Source organism: Actinophytocola sp. (genome assembly GCF_009379765.1).
Lineage (GTDB): Bacteria > Actinomycetota > Actinomycetes > Mycobacteriales > Pseudonocardiaceae > Actinophytocola.
The window spans coordinates 1-20,357 of sequence record NZ_WHTD01000052.1 but is presented as its reverse complement, the minus strand read 5'-3'; the positions used below and the strand labels follow the sequence as shown (position 1 = coordinate 20,357).

The window sequence follows — 20,357 nt, the reverse complement described above, 5'->3', positions numbered from 1 at the left end:
ATGTGGCGGTCATGAGGCTGCTCGCAGGATTCGGGTCGTGCGGAGGGGTTGGTCGGCCAACGCGGTGAGGGTGGTTCTGGCGGCGGTTGCCAGGGGGCCTTTCGGGCGTGGGGTGAAGTCGCCGCGGTCGAGGGAGTGGGCGAGGTTGGGCTCGGGGCGCATCGTGGTGAGAAGGGGCGCGTTCACGGCTTTCGCCACCTGGTCCGGGTGAAGGGCGCCCGGGGACGGGCCTCGGACTACGAGGTGGGGCTTGGTGCCCAGCTCCGTGAGGCGTTCGACCAGTAGGCGGGCCGAGACGCAGGCCCTTACCTCGCCGGGGACGACCACTACTGTCAGGTCGGCTCGGCTCAGGGCGGCTTGGGCCGCCGGTTCCAGAGCTCTCGGCACGTCGCAGATGACGGTTTCACCCGCCCGGCGGCCGGCCTCCAGGACTGCGGCCACCGCGTCCGGGGCGGGGGCTGTGCCTTTGCGGGCGCCGGACAGCACAGTGAGTCTTGTTGTGCCTCTGGTTCTGCTCGGGAGGGCGTCGTGGAGGCTCGACGCCGCCACCCGACCGGCGCGTAGGTGCATGTCGGGCCAGCGGAGGCCTTGTTCGGACTCGGCGCCGAGGACCAGGTCGAGACCGCCACCGAGCGGGTCGCAGTCGATCAGTAGTGCGCTTTGGCCGATGCGTAGCGCGGTGAGACCCAGGGCCGCCACGAAGACCGACGCGCCCGCGCCGCCCCGGCCACCCAGGACCGCGAGAGCGCGGCCCGTTGTCGGGGCGGGGGCTTCTGTCGCGTCGGCCATCGCGCTCACCAGCCAGGCCTCGGCGCCGGGGAGCTCGATGACGCGTTCGGCGCCTATCTCCACCGCTCGTTCCCACAAGGCTTTCGACGCCGGTTCGGCGGCCAGCAGGAACACCGAGTCCCTGCGGGTCAGGCCCGCGTTGTCGCAGTGTTCGGCGCCTGCCGCGTCGAGAAGTACCAGTGGCGCTGTCGACCAGCGCAAGCGAGCGGCGGCCGCGTCGGGCACGCATTCCAGGTCACAGCCGGCGGCTGCGGCCAGCTTCAGCACGTCGTCGAGCAGGTCCTCGTCCTCGACGAAGGCCACCGGGCGGTTCGGGTCCACCATGCCCCCCTTGAGCGGTCGTGGTCGCGGCGGTTCTCGTGCCGCAGAACCACGATCGCCCGGCTTCGGGGACCGTTCAACGCACCAAGATCAACATGTGGACAGCTGGGTGCGTTGTGGACAACTCGCGCCGGGAGGGGCTCGACGAGGGAGATCTGTCGGTGGGCGCGGTTATGCTCGCGCATTTGTTTCCGACCGGGACCGAGTAGTTAGGGACGACCCCCGCCAGGGGGGAGGGACGGGGGTCGTCAAAGGTTCAGCTCCGGGGGGTCGAGCTGAACCCGCCCGGCAAAAGCCGGACGCCACCACTGTATCCCGTCACTTCCACGTCGTGGTTGCAACTTGCTCGAACCGGCGCCAAACCCGTCAGACATCGGATGTCTGAGCCTTGGCGAAGTCCGTCCAACACCGCACTTCGCTCCTATGCTGACGAGGTGACAGCGCGCCGTGAAATGCCTGTTGAGGCCACCGATGACCGTTCCAGGGCAGCCGCGTTCTTCGACCTGGACAAAACCGTCATCGCCAAGTCGAGCACCCTGGCGTTCAGCCGGCCCTTCTTCCGGAACGGTTTGATCAACAGGCGCGCCGTGCTGAAGGGCGCCTACGCGCAGTTCGTCTTCGCGGCCTCCGGCGCGGACGCCGACCAGGTCGAACGCATCCGCGCCCACCTCACCGCCCTGTGCACCGGCTGGGACGTGGCCCAGGTTCGCTCGATCGTCGACGAGACCCTGCACGACATCGTCGATCCGCTGGTCTACGCCGAGGCCGCCGAGCTGATCGGCGACCACAAGGCGGAGGGCCGCGACGTGGTGATCGTGTCCGCGTCCGGCGAGGAGATCGTCGCGCCCATCTCGGAGATGATCGGCGCCACCCACAGCATGGGCACCCGCATGGTGGCCGCGGAAGGCCGGTACACCGGCGAGATCGAGTTCTACTGCTACGGCGAGCACAAGGCCAGCGCCATCAAGGAGATAGCCGCCGAGCGCGGCTACGACCTCGCCGCGTGCCACGCCTACTCCGACTCGATCACGGACCTGCCGATGCTGGCGGCCGTCGGCCACCCGACCGTGGTCAACCCGGATCGGGGACTGCGCGCACTGGCCCTCGAACGCGGCTGGCCGATCCTCGAGTTCACCAAGCCCGTGTCGCTGCGTTCCCGGTTCCACGCGCCGTCCGGCACGGCCGTCGCGGTGACCGCGATCGGCCTCGGCGCGATCGCCACCGCGGGGGCAACCTGGTACGGGATCCATCGCCGGCGCAAGCGGTGAACAGCACCACCCGTGTGGCGGTACCAGCCCGCGACCGCACCACTTATGAGCTGCGGAAAGAGGCCACACAATACGCTCACGGACCGTATTCGTCGACACCTGACAGGCTCTGAAACGGTGCACCCGACTGTGGTCTTGAAGTGACCTCCATCACTGGGTAGAAAGGACATACGGACTCCCGATCGGCCAGGGCCGAAGCGGAAGAGAAGTTTCGACCACCCCGGTGGGGCTCCGTGCACAGAACACCGGGCACCCACGCGCAGCCAGCCGCGGGAGGCATGTCGTCAAGGGACTGCGTACCGGGACGCCGGACGCCGAGGCCAGGTAGGTACGACACTGTTGCACGCTTGGTAACCCGAGCGTTCTGTGCTGGGCGATTGGGCGATCCCTGTCCGCGGACTGCGCGGACCGGGATCGCCCAGTTCAGTTTCTGGGGGGCGACCCCCCAGACCCCCACGGTGCGGGCTCCTCCCGACCCAGCGTGGCTGGTACCGGATGAACCAGCAGTTCGGCTTCGGCGTTCGCCTCGCCTTCGGCGTTGGCGATCCTCGCGGCATGCTTTTTGAGCCGAACGCCTGCTTGCCCGCGGTCATTGGCGTGGGTAACTTACCGGTGCAGCTTGTTCTCGGTTAAGAGGTTACGGAGTGACCCCTGCTGGCCGGCCAGGGAGGCCGTTGTGCCCATGTCTCGTACTTCAGCCCGTCGAAGTCTGTCCGTCGCGATCGCCGTGGTCGCCAGCTCGGCAATGGTTAGCGGGGTGAGCCAAGCCGCCGTGTCCGGCAACCCGCAGGCCTCGAACCGGGGCGCGGATGCCGCCGCGCTCGCGCAGGCCAAGGCGCACATGCACGGCATGTCGCTCGACCAGAAGATCGCCCAGCTGTTCGTCGTCTCCGTGTGGGGCAAGTCCGCGAACGAGGCGCATCCCACCAACCAGGCCAACTACGGCGTGGACACCCCTGCCCAGGTCATCGAGAAGTTCGGCGTAGGCGGTGTCATCTACTTCAACAACAGCGGCACGGACAACGTCGACAACCCCGAGCAGCTGGCCGCCTTCTCCAACGGCCTGCAGCGCGCCGCGGTGAAGCACAACACCCACCTACCGCTGATCGTCGCCATCGACCAGGAGGGTGGCAACGTCACCCGCCTGGAGTCGCCGGCCACCGAGTTCCCCGCGAGCATGGCCGTCGGCGCCGGGCGCAGCTCCGCCGACGCCAAGACCGTTGCCACGATCAACGCCCGCGAGCTTCGCGCGATGGGCATCAACCAGAACTTCGCCCCGGTCGCGGACGTCAACTCCAACCCGCTGAACCCGGTGATCGGCGCCCGCTCCTTCTCCTCCCGCCCCGACCTCGCGAGCCGGCTCGTCACCGCCGAGATCGACGGCTACCAGGAAGGCGGCCGGCTCTCCGAGACCGTCTCCTCCGCCGCCAAGCACTTTCCCGGCCACGGTGACGCGGAGACCGACAGCCACACCGGCCTGCCGAACATCGACCGCACCGAGGCGGAGTGGCGCGAGTTCGACCTGCCGCCGTTCAAGGCCGCGGTCGACGCCGGCATCGACTCGATCATGACCGCGCACATCGAGGTCCCGAGCCTCGACCCGACCGGCGTGCCCGCGACGCTCTCGAAGCCGATCCTCACCGGGCTGCTCCGCAACGAGCTCCACTACCGCGGCGTGATCGTCACCGACGCGCTGGGCATGGGCGGCGCCAACGTCTTCCCGCCCGAGGAGATCCCCGTGATGGCCCTCGAGGCCGGCGTCGACCAGCTCCTCATGCCACCGGACCTGCAGCTCGCCATCGACTCGGTCAAGGCCGCCGTAGAAAGCGGCAGGCTGACCGAGCGCCGCATCGACGAGAGCGTCCTGCGGATCCTGCTGCTCAAGCTCAAGCGCGGCATCCTCACCAGCCCGTTCGTCAACGAGCACAAGGTCGACAAGATCGTCGGCACCCCGGCCAACGTCGCCAAGATCCAGCAGATCATGGACCGCACGACGACCGTGGTCCGCAACGACGCGGGCCTCCTGCCGATCGCCGACGTGCCGGCCAACGTGCTGGTCACCGGCATCGGCGACACGACCTCCGGGCTCACCCACCGCAGCCCCGAGTGGCTCGCCGCCAGCATCGACGAGCGCGGCGCGGACGCGACTCCCCTGCCGACCGGCCTGAACCCCAACCAGGCGACGATCGACCGGGCGGTGACCGCGGCCAACGGCGCCGACCTGGTCGTCGTGCTCACCAACAACCTCAGCGGCCGGCTGCAGCAGCGCGCGCTCGTCAACGCGTTGCTCGCCACCGGAAAGCCGGTGGTCGCGGTCGCCTCGCAGATCCCCTACGACGCGGGCTTCGTCGACGCGCCGACCTGGGTCGCCACCTACGGCTGGCGGGCCAACGCGATGGAGTCGCTGACCAAGGTCCTCTTCGGTGAGGTCTCCCCCAAGGGCACGCTCCCGGTGGACATCCCGACCGGCGACGACCCCAACACCGTCCTGTACCCGTTCGGCACCGGATTGACGTGGTGAGCATGGACCGACGACGTTTCCTGACGGCATCCGCACTGGCGGCCCCCGCGTTGACCGTGGCGGCCGCGGGCCCGGCCGCCACGGAGCCGACGACCCAAGGACACGGCGGCGGCGTGACCCCGGCGGCCGACCTGCTGGCGGCCGACGACTGGAGCAAGTTCCGCGGGCACAAGATCGGTGTCCTCACCAACCCCACCGGCGTGCTGCGCGACCAGACCCACATCGTCGACTCGATGGTGGCCGCCGGCGTCACGCCGACCGCGGTGTTCGGGCCCGAGCACGGCTTCCGCGGAACCGCGCAGGCGGGCGGCTCCGAGGGCGACTATCTCGACCCGCGCACCCAGGTCCCGGTCTACGACGCATACGGCGCCACCGCGACCAAGCTCGCGGGGCTGTTCACCAAGTCCGCCATCGACACGCTCGTCTTCGACATCGCCGATGTCGGCTCGCGCTTCTACACCTACATCTGGAGCATGTACACGGCGATGCACGCGTCGGTCCTCACCGGCACGGCGGTCGTGGTGCTCGACCGGTCCAACCCGGTCGGTGGCAAGCCGGCGGGCCCGATGCTGGACCCGGCGTTCTCCTCCGGCGTCGGCCGCAAGCCGATCGTCCAGCAGCACGGCATGACCGTCGGCGAGCTGGCCAGGCTCTTCGACGCGGAGTTCCTGACCGCGGACGCGGGCGGGCGGCTGGAGAGCCTCGAGGTCGTGCGGCTGCGCGGCTGGCGGCGCGACGAGCTGTTCTCCGAGACCGGCCTGCAGTGGGTCCTGCCCAGCCCCAACATGCCCACCCCGCACACCGCGCTCGCCTACCCCGGCACGTGCCTGTTCGAGGGCACCGTCCTGTCCGAGGGCCGCGGCACCACCCGGCCGTTCGAGATCATCGGCGCGCCCGGCATCGACTGGCACTGGGCCGAGGCGCTCAACGCGGCGCGGCTGCCCGGTGTGCGGTTCCGCGAGCACTACTTCGCACCGACGTTCTCCAAATGGGTCAACGAGACCTGCGGTGGGGTCCAGGTGCACATCACCGACGAGCGCCGCTTCGACGCCATCCGCACGGCGGTCACCATGATCGTCACCGCGAAGCAGGCGCATCCGGACGTGTTCGGCTGGCGGCCGGACAACTACATCGACAAGCTCTCCGGCTCCGACCGGCTGCGTCTGATGGTCGACGCGGGCGCCGGGGTCGACGAGGTGATCGGCGCCTGGCGGGGCGAGCTCACGGCTTTCGCGAAGCTGCGGGAGCGGTATCTCATCTACAGGTGATGGAAAAGTCGGAATTGGCGGCAGTCGAGATGACCACGGAGCGCGCTCTGTGCCGAAGGCACGCGATCGCGGTGGCAGGGCACCGGAGCACCGCCGGCGTGATCGTGCGCCGGAACCGCCCTGCCGGCGCGATCGCGTCAGCGCGCTGGTCGCCATAAAACTCAGTGATGGAAAAGTCGGAATTGGCGGCAGTCGAGATGACCACAACACGCTGGTCGCCACAGACTCAGTGACTACTTCGAGGTGGCCATGTTCAGGCGAAGCGTGTTATCCGTTGCCCTGCTCGCCGTGCTCAGCACCGTCACCACGACGGCGGGCGCGGCGGTGAGCGCCGAGCCGCACGGCGGCGACCCGACCGGCCGGTTCGACCGGCCCCAGCAGGGCTTCGCGTCGCCGAGAACCGTGCTGCGGGACGGTTCGCCGCGCTCGGTCGGGCTGGATCCGGCACCCATCGACGAGGCGCTGGGCCGCATCGACGGGTGGACCCGGACCCACCCGACGCCGAACACGGACCACCCGCTGTACTCCGGCGCGGTCACGCTGCTCGCCCACGACGGCGTGGTCGTCAGCCGCGAGACGGCCGGCTACGCGGTGCGCTACGCCGACGGCGCGGGCACCGAGCTGCCGGACGCCGACAAGGTGCCGATGCGCACCGACACCATCTTCGACATGGCCTCGGTGTCGAAGCTCTTCACCTCGATCCTCGTGATGCAGCTGGCGGAGCGGGGCGAGATCGACGTCGACGCGCCCGCGGCGACCTACCTGCCCGAGTTCGGTGTGAACGGCAAGGAGTCGATCACCGTCGGCCAGCTGCTGACGCACACGTCGGGGCTGGTGTCGTGGCTGCCGCTGTGGTCGGCGTACCCGGACCCGCCGTCGCGGATCAAGGCCGTGATGGATGTCGCGCCACGCACCACACCCGGCACGAACTACGAGTACTCGGACCTGAACCTGATCACGCTGGGCGTCCTGGTCGAGCGGCTCACCGGCAAGACGCTGGACAAGGTGGTCGCCGAACGGATCACCGGCCCGCTGCGCATGGTCGACACCGGATACAACCCGCCGGCCGAGAAGCTCGACCGGATCGCGGCCACCGAGTTCCAGACCACGCCGCCGCGCGGCATGGTGCGCGGCTCGGTGCACGACGAGAACGCCTGGTCACTCGGCGGCGTCGCCGGGCACGCGGGGGTGTTCTCCACCGCGAACGACATGGCGATCCTGGCCCAGACGATCCTCAACGGCGGCACCTACCGCGGGCACCGGATCATGCGCCCGGACACCGTTCAGGCGATGATCGACAACCACAACGAGGCCTTCCCCGGCGACGACCACGGCTACGGGTTCGAGCTCAACCAGATCTGGTACATGGGCGGGCTCTCCGGGGCGCACACGGCCGGGCACACCGGGTACACGGGCACCGACGTGGTCATCGACCCGGCGTCGCGGTCGTTCGCGATCCTGCTGACCAACCGGGTGCACCCGAGCCGCAGCTGGGGTTCGATCAACCTCGCGCGCGAGGTCCTCTGCACCGGTCTGGCGAAGTCGCTCGCGGTCCGGCCCAAGCGCGGCCGGGACGCGTGGTACACCGGCATCGGGGACGCGTCACAGGCCACGCTGACGACCCTCCCCCTGCGGCCGACGGGCCCCGTACGGGTGAACTTCGACGCATTCGTCGACTCTGAGTCGACGGACCTCCTGGTCCTCGAGTCGAGCACGGACGGGACCACCTGGACGGCCGTCCCGCTGTCCGTCTCGGGCCGCGGCGCACCGGACGAAACGGTCACGTCGTTGTCCGGATCGGGCCACCGGGACTGGTGGAAGGTGCGTGCGCAACTACCGCACGCTGCGGAGATCACGCTGCGCTGGCGGTTCACTACCGACGCCCGGTACACCGGGCGGGGAATATCCCTCGACGGGCTCGCCATCACGGACAGTGTTCAAACGCTCCTCAACGGTGAGAAAGAACCCCACAAAGTGCAGGCAGACGGCTGGCAGCTCAGATCACGATGAGATTGAAAAACTGGTTGAAACGCTAACAACCTGCCCCTGACCGTCGATTCCGATGTTGAGCAAGCACCACGACATCTGAATTTTCCGCCTTTGTTGGGTAGCGTTGTCCCAAGACAGCGGCTGCCGTCTTGTTGACCCACCTGCCGGTTAGTAAGTTTCCCACGTGAGCGCGAGTGCCATGACCACACAACACACTGAGTCAAGTCCCCTGGTTCGTATCCGGTCGCTGCTGCCCGGTCTGGCCCGCGCTGAGCAGCGCGTGGCCAAAGTGGTTCTGGACAGCCCCTCCACAGTGGCCCGTCGAAGCATCACCGAGGTCGCCGAGGAGGCCGGTACCAGCGAGACCACCGTCACCCGGTTCTGCAAGGCCATCGGCGTCGGCGGCTACCCCGAACTGCGCATCGCCCTGGCCGCGGACACCGCCCGATCCGAGGTTCACGCCGAGCGTGACCTGGGCGGCGAGATCGCCCCCGACGACGAGCTGGCGAGCGTCGTGGGCAAGGTCACCTTCGCCGACGCCCGCGCGGTGGAGGAGACCGCCGCCCAGCTCGACATCGACGTCCTCGAGAAGGTGGTCACGGCGCTGGCCGGGGCCAACCGGGTCGACGTCTACGGCGTCGGCGCCAGCGCGTTCGTGGCCGCCGACCTGCAGCAGAAGCTGCACCGGATCGGCCGGATCAGCTTCGCCTGGAGCGACACCCACATCATGCTGACCTCGGCGGCGGTGCTCGGGGAGGGCGACGTCGCGTTCGCCATCTCGCACACCGGCGCGACCCAGGACACCGTCGAGGCGCTGCGCGAGGCCCGGCGGGCCGGGGCGACGACCGTGGCGCTGACCAACTTCCCCACCGCGCCGATCAGCGAGGTGGCCGACCTGGTGCTGACCACCGCCGCGCGGGAGACCACCTTCCGCTCCGGCGCGATGGCCAGCCGCATCGCCCAGCTCACGGTCATCGACTGCCTGTTCATCGGGGTGGCCCAGCGACACCTGACCGACTCGATGAAGGCGCTGGACGAAACCCGGGACGCGGTGGGCTCGCATCGGCTGGAGACCCGCCACGACGGTCGCCGCAAGGCGCGAGAGACCGGCAAGTGATCCTTGGGGGAGACAAACATGACAGTGCCGCGCCAGGCCGTACACGTCGACTCGCCGACCGAGCGGCGTAACCCGCGCACGACCGACCTGGACCAGCTGTCCACCCTCGACCTCCTCAGATCGATCAACGCCGAGGACCGCCTGGTGCCGGACGCGGTGGCGGCCGCGTTGCCGGCGCTGGCCACGGCCGTCGACCTGGCAGCCGAGGCGTTGCGCACCGGACACCGGGTGCACTACGTCGGCGCCGGCACGTCCGGCCGCATGGCGACCCTGGACGCCGCCGAGCTGGCGCCGACGTACAACGCGCCGGCCGAGTGGTTCGTCGTCCACCACGCCGGCGGGACCAGGGCGCTGCGGAGCTCGGTGGAGGACGCCGAGGACGACGAGGAGGGCGGCGCCGCGGAGCTCACCCGCGACGCGTCACCGGGCGACTTCGTGCTCGGGCTCACCGCGTCCGGCCGCACCCCGTACGTGCTGGGCGCGCTGCGAGCGGCGGGGGCGCTCGGCGCCCGCACCGGGCTCGTGTTCTCGAACCCGCACGCGACCCGGTTCAACCACATCGACGTGCTGATCGAGGTGGACACCGGCCCCGAGGCGGTCGCCGGCTCCACCCGGATGAAGGCCGGCACCGCGCAGAAGCTGGTCCTCACGGCGTTCTCGACGGCCGTGATGGTCAAGCTGGGCCGGACCTACTCGAACCTGATGGTGTCGATGCGCGCGACCAACGCGAAGCTGCGCGGTCGCACCCTGCGCATCCTCCGCGAGGCGACGGGCCAGGACCTCCACGAGTGCTCCGAGGCCCTGGACGAGGCCCGGGGCGACCTGAAGGTGGCCCTGGTCCACCTCCTGTCCGGAGTGGACTCCGCGCGGGCGGCAGCGGCGCTGGCGGCCGCCGACGGCCACGTGCGGCAGGCCCTCCTGACGCTGGGTGCGACTGTCTGACCCTGCCGTGTCGATCGGCGCGGTCCTCGTTCGACGCGTGAGTGTCGGGCACCCACCGCGAACGGAGACCGCACCATGAGCTATGCGCACGTCAACGGCCTGGACATCTACTACGAGGTCCACGGCTCGGGTGAGCCGCTGGTGCTCCTGCACGGCGGGCTCCTCACCATCGACCTCACGTTCGCGGCCGTGTTGCCGGCGCTGGCGCGGACGCGGCGGGTCATCGCGGTCGAGCTGCAGGGGCACGGGCACACCGCGGACACCGAGCGACCCTTCGAGCTCTCCCATCTCGCCGGCGACGTCGTCGGGTTGCTCGACGAGCTCGGCATCGAGAAGGCCGACTTCTTCGGGTTCTCCTTGGGCGGGCTCGTCTCGCTGCAGGTCGCCATGGCGTACCCGGAGCGGGCCGGGCGACTCGTCGTCGCGGGCGTGCACTTCCGGGCCGACGGGTACCACCCGGAGGTCTTCGCGTTGGATCCCCACTCCAAGCGGTTGCCCACCGAGGCCGACTTCGCGGCGATGCGCGACGCCTACCTGGCCGTCGCGCCCGTGCCGGAGCACTTCGAGGTGTTCATGGCCAAGGCCTCGGCGCTGCCGGAGAAGCTGGACTGGTCGGCCGACGACCTCGGGGCGGTCGCGTCGCCGGTGCTGATCGTCGTGGGGGACACGGACTTCGTGCGGGTCGACCACGCGGCCGAGATGCGGCAGCACATCCCGGACTCGCGGCTCGCGGTGCTGCCGGGCACCACGCACATGGACCTCACCCGGCGGGCCGACCTGGTGCTGCCGCTCGTCGAGCCGTTCCTCGACGAGACGCCGACGCGGGACTGACCGCCACACAGGGGAAGCGGGCCGAGACGCTAGGAATCTCGGCCCGCTCCGTGGGGATCCCAACTACACAGCGAGGAAGGGGGACTCGCACCACCAATGATGCGCGGACCCGGACGAAAAGGACTGGAAGTCTGCTGAATGCCGAGGTCAGCGCGCCAGCGCCGCCTCGGCGATGCTCGTCGCCTCGCGAGCGCCGGCCACGACCGCGTCGCAGCACAGCACGATCCACTCGGCGAGGCCCTCGTCGGTCCCGGTGGCGAAGCCGGCCGCCGCCGCGCGGTAGCCGTCCTGCCGGCGCAGGAAGAACACCTCGGGCACGATCAGGCCCTTCGGGTCCAGTCCGGTGCCGATCGTCGTCAGCCGGGCCGCGGCACGCGCCACGACGCCGTCCGCGGTACCGAACGCGGACAAGGCGAGCAGCTCGCCGTGCACGACCGCGACCAGCACCGCGCCGGGCACCGACGTGCCGCCCGCCACGAGGTCGCCGAGGATGTCCAGCCGGCGGGTGACGCCCCGGCTCGGCCGGGGCCGCCCCAGCTTCTCGTCGCTCACCAGCTCCGTCGCGGCCAGCACGTGCAGCCGGGCCAACGCCTGCATCGGCGCGCGCTGCCAGATCGGCACGAGCGTGCCGATCGACTCGGCGATGCGGAGCGCTCCGGCGAGATGCGGCTCGTCGACCTCACCGGCGGCGGGGATCTCCGGGTCGCCCCCGTCGAGGGCGGCCGACGCCCGCGCGGCACGCACCGACGCCTCGGCCGCGGTCGCCGGCCAGCCGCGGCGGTTGGCCGGGTGGCCGTGCACCTCGTCCACCGCATCGCGGGCGGCGCGCACCGCGTCGTCCACCCCGGGCAGCTCGAGCAACGGCGCCAGCGGGTCAGTCACGGCACCGGACCTTACCGGGTGACATCCACTCGTGGGGCGTCCCGATCAGTGGTCTGGACCTCTATGCGCCCGGTCGTCGCGTGTGATAGCACAGGGCGAGCAACTTCATCCCTGGGTCGAGGAGGATCCGCATCATGACAGAGCAGCCCGGCCGGGGCCCGACGCTGGACAACCTGCTCACCGAGAGCAGGACGTTCCCGCCGAGTGCGGAGTTCGTCCAGCAGGCCAACGCCAAGGCGGACCTCTACGACAAGGCAGAGGCCGATCGGGACGCGTTCTGGGCCGAGCAGGCCGGCCAGCTGCACTGGGACACCCCTTGGGACCAGGTACTCGACTGGTCGAACCCGCCGTTCGCGAAGTGGTTCGTCGGCGGGAAGCTCAACGTCGCCTACAACTGCGTCGACCGGCACGTCGAGGCCGGCAACGGCGACCGGGTGGCCATCCACTGGGAGGGCGAGCCCGGCGACGGCCGCACGATCACCTACGCCGAGCTGCAGCGTGAGGTCGCCAAGACCGCGAACGCCCTGCTCTCGCTGGGCCTCGAGGCCGGCGACCGGGTCGCGATCTACCTCCCGATGCTGCCCGAGGCGATCTTCTCGATGCTCGCCTGCGCGCGGCTGGGCATCACGCACAGCGTCGTGTTCGGCGGGTTCTCCGCCGAGGCGCTGCGCTCGCGCATCGACGACGCCCAGGCCAAGCTCGTGATCACCGCGGACGGCCAGTACCGGCGCGGCAAGCCGGCCTCGCTCAAGGCCGCGGTGGACGAGGCCGTCGCCCGGACGCCGACGATCGAGCACGTGCTCGTGGTGCGCCGCACCGGCACCGACGTCGAGTGGACCGAGGGTCGCGACCTGTGGTGGCACGACGTCGTCGACGACGAGCCGGACACGCACGAGCCCGAGGCGTTCGACGCCGAGCACCCGCTGTTCATCCTGTACACGTCGGGCACGACGGGGCGGCCGAAGGGGATCCTGCACACCTCGGGCGGCTTCCTCACCCAGACCGCGTACACGCACCGCACCGTGTTCGACGTGAAGCCGGACGCGGATGTGTACTGGTGCACCGCGGACATCGGGTGGGTGACCGGGCACAGCTACATCGTCTACGGGCCGCTCGCCAACGGCGTCACGGAGGTGGTCTACGAGGGCACGCCGAACACCCCGCACGAGGGCCGGCACTGGGAGATCATCCAGAAGTACGGGGTGACGGTCTACTACACGGCGCCCACGCTGATCCACACGTTCATGAAGTGGGGCAACGACATCCCGGCGAAGTTCGACCTGTCGTCGCTTCGGGTGCTCGGGTCGGTCGGCGAGCCGATCAACCCGGAGGCGTGGATCTGGTACCGGGAGAACATCGGCGCCAACCGGACGCCGGTCGTGGACACCTGGTGGCAGACCGAGACCGGCGCGATCATGATCTCCCCGCTGCCCGGCGTGACCGCTGCCAAGCCGGGATCGGCGCAGACGCCGCTGCCGGGCATCTCCGCCAAGGTCGTCGACGACCAGGGCAACGAGGTCGGCAAGGGCGGCGGCGGGTACCTGGTGCTCGACCAGCCGTGGCCGGCGATGCTGCGCGGCATCTGGGGCGACGAGGCGCGGTACCGGGAGACCTACTGGGCGCGCTTCGCCGACCAGGGCTACTACTTCGCCGGTGACGGCGCGAAGTACGACGCGGACGGCGACATCTGGCTGCTCGGCCGGGTCGACGACGTGATGAACGTGTCCGGGCACCGGATCTCCACCACCGAGGTCGAGTCGGCGCTGGTGTCGCACCCGACGGTGGCCGAGGCCGCGGTCGTGGGCGCCACCGACCCGACCACCGGGCAGGGCATCGTGGCGTTCGTGATCCTGCGCGGCGGCGTTCCGTCCGACGAGGCGTCCGGCGAGGAGGCACTGAAGAAGCTGCGCGACCACGTGGCGAAGGAGATCGGGCCGATCGCGAAGCCACGGCAGATCCTGGTCGTGGCCGAGCTGCCGAAGACGCGGTCGGGCAAGATCATGCGCCGGCTGCTGCGGGACGTGGCGGAGAACCGGCAGGTCGGCGACGTCACCACGCTCGCCGACTCCGCGGTGATGGACCTGATCTCCGCCGGCCTGAACAAGGGCGGCGGCTCGGACGAGTGACACCGTGACGAACGGCGGCCCCGGCTGGTTGTAGCCGGGGCCGCCGTTCGTTCGTCAGTAGCGTTCGGTGAGGTCCTCGTCGGCTCCCGGGCCGAAATTGGGGTGCGGTCCAGGTGGCGGCGGCGGTGGGGCCGAGCCCCACGGGTGGGTGCCGTAGCCCGGTGTGCCGACCGGTGGCGGCGGACCGGGCGGCATGGGCGCCTGCTGGGGCGGCCACGGCGGAACGGCCTGGGCGGGCTGAGGCTGCTGCCCCGGCCCGAACCGGGCCTGCTGTGCGGGCTGAGGCTGCTGCCCCGGCCCGAACCGGGCCTGCTGTGCGGGCTGAGGCTGCTGCCCCGGCCCGTAGCGGGGCTGCTGTGCGGGCGGGCCGGGCTGCTGGACGGCCTGGGGTGGGTACTGGGCCTGCGGCGGGTCCTGGCCATGTGGCGGCGTGTGCGGCGGCTGTGTGTACCCGGCTCCGGAATGTGCGGCCTGCTGCTGCAGGAACAGGTCGGCTGTGGTCGGATCCTGGGCCTTCCGGCGCCGGCGCGTCCGCACGATGCCCCACACGCCCAGGCCGGTCAGGGCCAAGCCGCCGCCCAGCAGGGCCCACCGGCCCCAGGTGTCGAAGGTGCGCCGCGCGCTCTCGTTGCCGGCCTTGACCTCGTCGTACGTCTCGCTGGACGTGACGTCACCGCCGCGGGTGCGGTACTCGCACACATCGCTGGGTTGCATCAGCTGCCCGTCGCAGCGGACCGTTTTGTCGTTGCCGTTCACGGCGGCGCCGAATGCCAGCAGGCCCAGGCCGACGACCAGGCAGAAGATCCACTTCTTCATCTAGGCTCCCCGACGCCGTGACAGTTGGAGTCATGCTGCCACAGTTTGCGCACGGTAGTTCAATGGGCGAATGACCGAGCTGGGTGCCGAAGAGCCCGCGAATATGCACGGTGCGGCGCACACCGGCGAGCCGCATCACACCAGCCTCGGCGAGCGGCTGAACTGGCTGCGCGCAGGGGTCCTCGGCGCCAACGACGGCATCGTGTCGGTGGCCGGGCTCGTGGTCGGGGTGGCCGGCGCGACCACCGACCGGACCGCCATCATGATCGCGGGGGTCGCGAGCCTCGTGGCCGGCGCACTGTCGATGGCCGGCGGCGAGTACGTCTCGGTCAGCACCCAGCGCGACACCGAGCAGGCCGCGCTTCGCCTCGAACGCTACGAGCTCGAGACCATGCCCGAGGCCGAGGAGCGCGAGCTCGCCGGGATCTACGAGGACAAGGGCCTCTCCCCCGAGCTCGCCGCCGAGGTGGCCCGCGAGCTGACCGAGTACGACGCGCTCGAGGCACACGCCGAGGCGGAGCTCGGTATCGACCCGGACGAGCTCACGAGCCCGTGGCACGCGGCGTGGGCGTCGCTCGTCGCGTTCACCTGTGGCGGGCTGCTGCCGCTGATCGCGATCGCGCTGCCGCCGGTGAGCCTGCGGGTGTCGGCGTGCGCGGCGGCGGTGGTCGTCGGGCTCGTGGTCACCGGCTGGCTCAGCGCGCGGCTGGGCAACGCGCCGATCGGCCGCGCGGTGGCGCGCAACGTCGGGGTCGGCGCGCTGACGATGGTCGTGACCTACCTCGTCGGCCTCCTGTTCGGCGTCACAACGGGTTAAGATCAGGTCTTGGAGCGCCGGGAAGTCTGGTCGGCAGCACGATCGAGTCCGTGATGCCGAAAGGACGCCCATGACCCGACGCATTCCCGCCGTCGGCGAGTTCGCCCGGTACCTGCGCACCGAGACCGTCGGTGGCACGATCCTGCTCGCCGCCACCGCGGTGGCGCTGCTGTGGGTCAACAGCCCCTGGTCCGAGTCTTACCGCACGCTGCGCGACACCGAGCTCGGCCCGTCGGGGCCGCACCTGAACCTCACCGTCGGCGACTGGGTCAAGGACGGCCTGCTCGCACTGTTCTTCTTCGTCGCAGGGCTCGAGCTCAAGCGCGAGCTGGTGATCGGCGAGCTGTCCCGGTTGCGCAACGCGCTGCTGCCCGTGATCGCCGCGCTCGGCGGCATGGTCGTGCCGGTGGTCGTGGCGCTGGGCGTCGGCTGGGGCGACCCGCGCATCGCCGACGCGTGGGCGATCCCGGTCGCCACGGACATCGCGTTCGCGCTCGGCGTGCTCGCGTTGACCGGCTCGGGTATGCCCAGCAGCGCGCGGGTGTTCCTGCTGAGCCTCGCGGTCGTCGACGACCTCGGCGCGATCCTGCTGATCGCGATCGTCTTCACCGGCACGTTCGACCTGCTCGCCGCGGCGGCCGCGGTCGGGTTGCTCGCGCTGTACTGGTTCCTGCAGCACCGGCGGGTCCGCACGGCGTGGCTGTACGTGCCGATCGCGCTCGGCACCTGGATGGCGGTGCACGCGTGCGGGGTGCACGCGACGATCGCCGGTGTCGCGCTCGCGTTGCTGACCCGGGTGCGGGCGGATCCCGACGAGGACGAGTCGCCGTGCCTGCGGCTCGAGCACCGGCTGCAGCCGTGGTCGGCCGGGTTGGTGGTACCGCTGTTCGCGTTGTTCGCGGCCGGCATCCCGGTCACCGCGGACACCCTGGGGCAGCTCTTCACCGACCGGGTCGCGCTCGCGGTGATGCTCGGGCTGGTGGTCGGCAAGCTCGTCGGCATCGTCGGTTCGTCGCTGCTGGCCGTCCGCCTGCGGATCGCCAGAATGCCGTCCGGGCTCGGCAGGCGGGACCTCGTCGCGGTGGCGATGCTCGGCGGCGTCGGGTTCACGGTGAGCCTGCTGCTCGCCGACCTCGCGCTGGACGGCGTGGACATGGAGCTGGCCAAGGGCGCGGTGCTCGTCGCGTCGGTGATCGCCGCGCTGCTCGCCGCCGTGATGCTGCTGCGCCGCGGCCGTGCCCGCGAGGAACCCGCCGAATAACCCGCCCGGCCAGCTCGTTTGATCGGCACATGGCACGATGGCGCACGTGACCAGTGCGCACGACAACAACGGCAACGGAGCGGGGCTGCCGCGGGTCCCGTCGATCCCGCTGTCCGACGAGACGACCGGCGCGGGCGACCAGTCGATCGGGAACTTGGTCAAGGACGCGACCACCCACCTGTCGACGCTGGTCAGAGCCGAGGTCGAGCTGGCCAGGTCGGAGGTCACCAAGGAGGTCAAGAAGGGCCTCACGGGGAGCATCTACTTCATCCTCGCGCTGGTCCTGCTCCTGCTGTTCATCCCGTTCGGTCTGATCGCGCTCGGGTTGGGCATCAACGACATGTTCGACTTCGAGGACCACCCGTGGTTCGGCTTCCTCATGATCTTCGCCTTCATCTTCGTCCTGATCCTGTTCTTCGCGTTCCGGGGATGGCGCAAGGTCAGGTCGGTGCGGGCGCCGAAACGGACGATCGAGACCGTGAAGGACACCGCGGCGGTCCTGCGACACCGAGGCGACAACGGCGGCGACAACGGCGAGGCCGAGACCGCGCCCGTGCCGACCTCGGGTGACGCCGTGCGCCGTGTCTGATCGGCCGGTCCGCTGAGCACCGCGGCCGCCGTGCGCCCCCGTCCCGACCCGTCGACCGTGCGCATCGACGGGCCCTGGGTGCACCGGGACGTGCACGCCAACGGCATCCGGCTGCACGTCACCGAGACCGGCGAGGGCCCGCTCGTCCTGCTGCTGCACGGCTTCTGCGAGTTCTGGTGGACCTGGCGCCACCAGCTCACCGCGATCGCCGACGCCGGGTTCCGCGCGGTGGCGGTGGACCTGCGTGGCTACGGCGACTCGGACAAGCCGCCACGCGGCTACGACGCGTGGACGCTCGCCGGTGACGTCGGCGGCCTGGTCAAGGCGCTCGGCGAGCCCAACGCGCACCTCGTCGGCCACGCCTGGGGCGGCATGCTCGCGTGGACGGTGGCCGCGATGCACCCGCGTCTCGTGCGCTCGGTCAGCTCCGTGTCGGCCGCGCATCCGCTGGCGCTGCGCCGCGAGATCCGCCGCACCGCGTTGCACCGCAAGCCCACCAACCAGGCCCGCGCGCTGGGCCACGTCTTCCGCGCGCAGCTGCCGATCGCGCCGGAACGCTGGCTCACCCGCGACGACGCGGCCACGGTCGAGACCCTGATGCGCCGCTGGTCCGGTCCGGAGTGGACTGTCCAACCGGGATTCGACGACGTCGCGGAACGGTTTCGTTCGGCCATGCTGGTGCGCGGCGCCGCGCACAGCGCGCTCGAGTACTACCGCTGGGCGGTCCGCGCACAGCTGCGCGGCGAGGGCAGGCGGTTCAGCGAGGCGATGCAGCGCGAGATCACCGTGCCGGTGCTGCAGCTCTCCGGCGCGGCCGACCCGTGCATCCTGCCGGGCACCGTCCGCGCGTCCGCGGGCTGGGCACACGGCCGGGTCACCACCCGGCTGCTGGACGGGATCGGCCACTTCCCGCACCAGGAAGCGCCCGCGGCGACCACCCGCGCGCTCACCGAGCTCCTCACCTCGACCCCGTAGTTCGGGGCCATCTCAGGGTTTTCCCGGAGCCGCCGGCTCGGGGCGGCGAACCATACTCGACTCCGGGAGATCCACAGGGATGCCGGAGGGAATCGGATGAGACTGCTCCGAACAACCGCGCTGCTCGCCGCCGTCGCGGTGGGCGCCACGCTGGCGGGCACGGCCACGGCCGTCGCGTCGCCCGGGCCGGACTGGGGGCCGTGCCAGGAGAACGCGGACGTCGAGTGCGCCACGGTGACCGTGCCCATCGACTGGTCAAGACCGTCACGCGGCTCGATCGAGGTCGCCGTCGCGCGCAGGGCGGCCGCGAACCCGATCGGCACGTTGTTCTTCCTGCCCGGCGGCCCGGGTGACTCCGGCGTCAACCGGTTGCTCGGACCGGAGCCGGTGCCGGCGGAGCTCGCCGCGAAGTTCGACGTGGTGAGCTTCGACCCACGCGGCACCAACCGCAGCCACCCGGTCGTGTGCGACGCGGACCTCGTGGCGAGCCCGCCCGACGGCAACCCGGAGGGCGGGGCGACGTTCGCGCAGGTGTCGGCGTACAGCCGGGCGCTCGGCGCGAGCTGCCGGGAGCACACCGGTCCGCTCGTCGACCACGTGGACAGCGTGAGCGTCGCGCGCGACATCGACGCGATCCGCGCCGCGCTGGGCGAGCGGCAGCTGTCGCTCTACGGGCGGTCGTACGGGACGCTCGCCGGGCAGATGTACGCGGAGCGGTTTCCGTCGCGAGTGCGGGCACTGGTGCTGGACAGCGTGTTCGACCACAGCCTGTCGCCGGCGCGGTTCCTGGAGACCGAGGCGGCGACCGGCCAGGACACGTTCGACGAGTTCGCCTCCTGGTGCTCGGCGTCGGCGGACTGCGTGCTGCACGGGCGGGACGTCCACGAGGTGTACGACGCGCTGTACCGGAGGTCGGTGGCCGGTGAGCTGCCCGCGCCGGACGGGTCCGGGCGGCTGGTGGCGCCGATGGAGCTGGTCACCCGGACGGTGAACTTCTTCTACGGGCCCCGGTGGCCGGAGGCGGCCGCGTACCTGAGGTCGCTGGCCGACGGTGGGTCGGCGGTCGCGGCCCGAGAAACCGCGGACGTCGCGCCTTTCCCGCTCGCGGCGTTCTGTGCCGACCACCGGATGCCGATCTCGTCGGAGCGGGAGTGGCTCGCGCTGTGGAAGAAGCAGAGGCGTTCCGCGCCGACGTTGCGGACGCACTTCGCGTGGCTGCCGGTGTCGATGTGCGCGTCGTGGCCGGCGCCGGTGCCGAACCCGCAGCACCGGCTGGACATCGACGGCGCGCCGCCGATCCTGGTGCTGAACTCGCTGCACGACCCGGCGACGGCCTATTCGTGGGCGAAGAACGTGACGCGGCAGATCCCCCGCGGGGTGCTGCTCACCTACGAGGGCTGGGGACACGGGGTGATCGACCGCAGCGCCTGCACGCTGGCGGCGACGAGCCGGTACCTGGTCGACCTGGAGCCGCCGAGGCGCGGCACGCACTGCCCGGCCGTGCCGATGACGACCGCCTGGTAGCGGACCGACGGCCGTGGCTCGCCCTTCTTGATCACCGGCCGGACGCGGGATCCCGCGAGTCCAACACCCAGAACCCGCGAGTCCCCCGCTCCGGCACACGCCCTGAACCCGCAAGGTCAACGTGCGGGATCGGCGAGTTCACCGTTCGCGGCGAGTGTCCGAACTCGCGGGTCGCGAGCGTTGGACTCGCGGGTCGCGAAGGCGAAGTCACATTTGGTGACCTAATTGTGACCCGCGATCCCCGACGGCCTGGCCGGAGGGCACCAGCGGGGACTGATCCATCGCCCACTGGATGGCGGTGCCAGCGTGAGCTGCTTAGTG

The 20,357-nt window shown here is 70.7% G+C and carries 17 protein-coding genes; 14 read left to right on the top strand and 3 right to left on the bottom strand.

Features of this window, described 5'->3' with window-relative positions:
- Positions 1-9: 9 nt before the first annotated feature.
- Positions 10-1,113, bottom strand: a complete 1,104-nt coding sequence (gene ssd, locus GEV28_RS17640; RefSeq protein WP_291413169.1) for a septum site-determining protein Ssd — start codon at positions 1,111-1,113, stop codon at positions 10-12.
- A 449-nt stretch (positions 1,114-1,562) separates the two neighbouring features.
- Between ssd and GEV28_RS17635 the strand changes: the two genes are divergently transcribed.
- The 8 genes from GEV28_RS17635 (at position 1,563) to GEV28_RS17600 (ending at position 11,046) form a co-directional block, all read left to right on the top strand.
- Entirely contained in the window at positions 1,563-2,378 is an 816-nt protein-coding gene (locus GEV28_RS17635) for an HAD-IB family hydrolase (RefSeq protein WP_291413189.1), read from the top strand.
- 495 nt (positions 2,379-2,873) lie between these two features.
- Positions 2,874-3,011 carry a hypothetical protein gene (locus GEV28_RS17630; RefSeq protein ID WP_291413168.1) on the top strand — a complete coding sequence of 46 codons (138 nt, stop codon included), beginning with the start codon at positions 2,874-2,876 and terminating at the stop codon, positions 3,009-3,011.
- Between the two features lie 49 nt (positions 3,012-3,060).
- Entirely contained in the window at positions 3,061-4,899 is a 1,839-nt protein-coding gene (locus GEV28_RS17625) for a glycoside hydrolase family 3 protein (protein WP_291413167.1), read from the top strand.
- The gene (locus tag GEV28_RS17620) at positions 4,896-6,167 is read left to right on the top strand and encodes a DUF1343 domain-containing protein (RefSeq protein WP_291413188.1); all 1,272 of its coding nucleotides are present in this window, start codon (positions 4,896-4,898) and stop codon (positions 6,165-6,167) included. The genes GEV28_RS17625 and GEV28_RS17620 overlap by 4 nt, the downstream gene beginning before the upstream one ends.
- Before the next feature lie 249 nt (positions 6,168-6,416).
- Positions 6,417-8,177: a serine hydrolase gene (locus GEV28_RS17615; protein ID WP_291413166.1), complete on the top strand. Its 1,761-nt coding sequence runs from the start codon at positions 6,417-6,419 to the stop codon at positions 8,175-8,177.
- 178 nt (positions 8,178-8,355) lie between these two features.
- On the top strand, positions 8,356-9,273 hold the full coding sequence (locus GEV28_RS17610) for a MurR/RpiR family transcriptional regulator (protein ID WP_291413165.1): 918 nt from the start codon (positions 8,356-8,358) through the stop codon (positions 9,271-9,273).
- A gap of 18 nt (positions 9,274-9,291) precedes the next feature.
- Positions 9,292-10,215: an N-acetylmuramic acid 6-phosphate etherase gene (locus GEV28_RS17605; protein ID WP_291413164.1), complete on the top strand. Its 924-nt coding sequence runs from the start codon at positions 9,292-9,294 to the stop codon at positions 10,213-10,215.
- Positions 10,216-10,290: 75 nt separating this feature from the next.
- Complete coding sequence (locus GEV28_RS17600) at positions 10,291-11,046, top strand: alpha/beta hydrolase (protein ID WP_291413163.1); 756 nt, start codon at positions 10,291-10,293, stop codon at positions 11,044-11,046.
- Between the two features lie 147 nt (positions 11,047-11,193).
- Here GEV28_RS17600 and GEV28_RS17595 read toward each other — a convergent pair whose 3' ends face one another.
- Complete coding sequence (locus GEV28_RS17595; protein ID WP_291413162.1) at positions 11,194-11,928, bottom strand: oxidoreductase; 735 nt, start codon at positions 11,926-11,928, stop codon at positions 11,194-11,196.
- Between the two features lie 134 nt (positions 11,929-12,062).
- On the opposite strand from GEV28_RS17595, the gene acs reads away from it, so the two are divergent.
- Positions 12,063-14,054, top strand: a complete 1,992-nt coding sequence (gene acs, locus GEV28_RS17590; RefSeq protein WP_291413161.1) for an acetate--CoA ligase — start codon at positions 12,063-12,065, stop codon at positions 14,052-14,054.
- Between the two features lie 54 nt (positions 14,055-14,108).
- Here the strand turns inward: acs and GEV28_RS17585 are convergent, their stop codons facing one another.
- The gene (locus tag GEV28_RS17585) at positions 14,109-14,870 is read right to left on the bottom strand and encodes a hypothetical protein (RefSeq protein WP_291413160.1); all 762 of its coding nucleotides are present in this window, start codon (positions 14,868-14,870) and stop codon (positions 14,109-14,111) included.
- Positions 14,871-14,973: 103 nt separating this feature from the next.
- Between GEV28_RS17585 and GEV28_RS17580 the strand changes: the two genes are divergently transcribed.
- From GEV28_RS17580 to GEV28_RS17560, 5 genes are all read left to right on the top strand, one after another.
- Positions 14,974-15,687 carry a VIT family protein gene (locus GEV28_RS17580; protein WP_291413187.1) on the top strand — a complete coding sequence of 238 codons (714 nt, stop codon included), beginning with the start codon at positions 14,974-14,976 and terminating at the stop codon, positions 15,685-15,687.
- 70 nt (positions 15,688-15,757) lie between these two features.
- Positions 15,758-16,948 (top strand): Na+/H+ antiporter NhaA, encoded by a 1,191-nt coding sequence (nhaA, locus tag GEV28_RS17575; RefSeq protein ID WP_291413159.1) that lies wholly within the window; start codon positions 15,758-15,760, stop codon positions 16,946-16,948.
- Between the two features lie 37 nt (positions 16,949-16,985).
- Entirely contained in the window at positions 16,986-17,537 is a 552-nt protein-coding gene (locus GEV28_RS17570) for a phage holin family protein (RefSeq protein WP_291413158.1), read from the top strand.
- Between the two features lie 30 nt (positions 17,538-17,567).
- Positions 17,568-18,512, top strand: coding sequence for an alpha/beta fold hydrolase (locus GEV28_RS17565; protein WP_291413157.1), 945 nt, complete (start codon positions 17,568-17,570; stop codon positions 18,510-18,512).
- A gap of 96 nt (positions 18,513-18,608) precedes the next feature.
- Positions 18,609-20,036 carry an alpha/beta hydrolase gene (locus GEV28_RS17560; RefSeq protein WP_291413156.1) on the top strand — a complete coding sequence of 476 codons (1,428 nt, stop codon included), beginning with the start codon at positions 18,609-18,611 and terminating at the stop codon, positions 20,034-20,036.
- Positions 20,037-20,357: the final 321 nt, after the last annotated feature.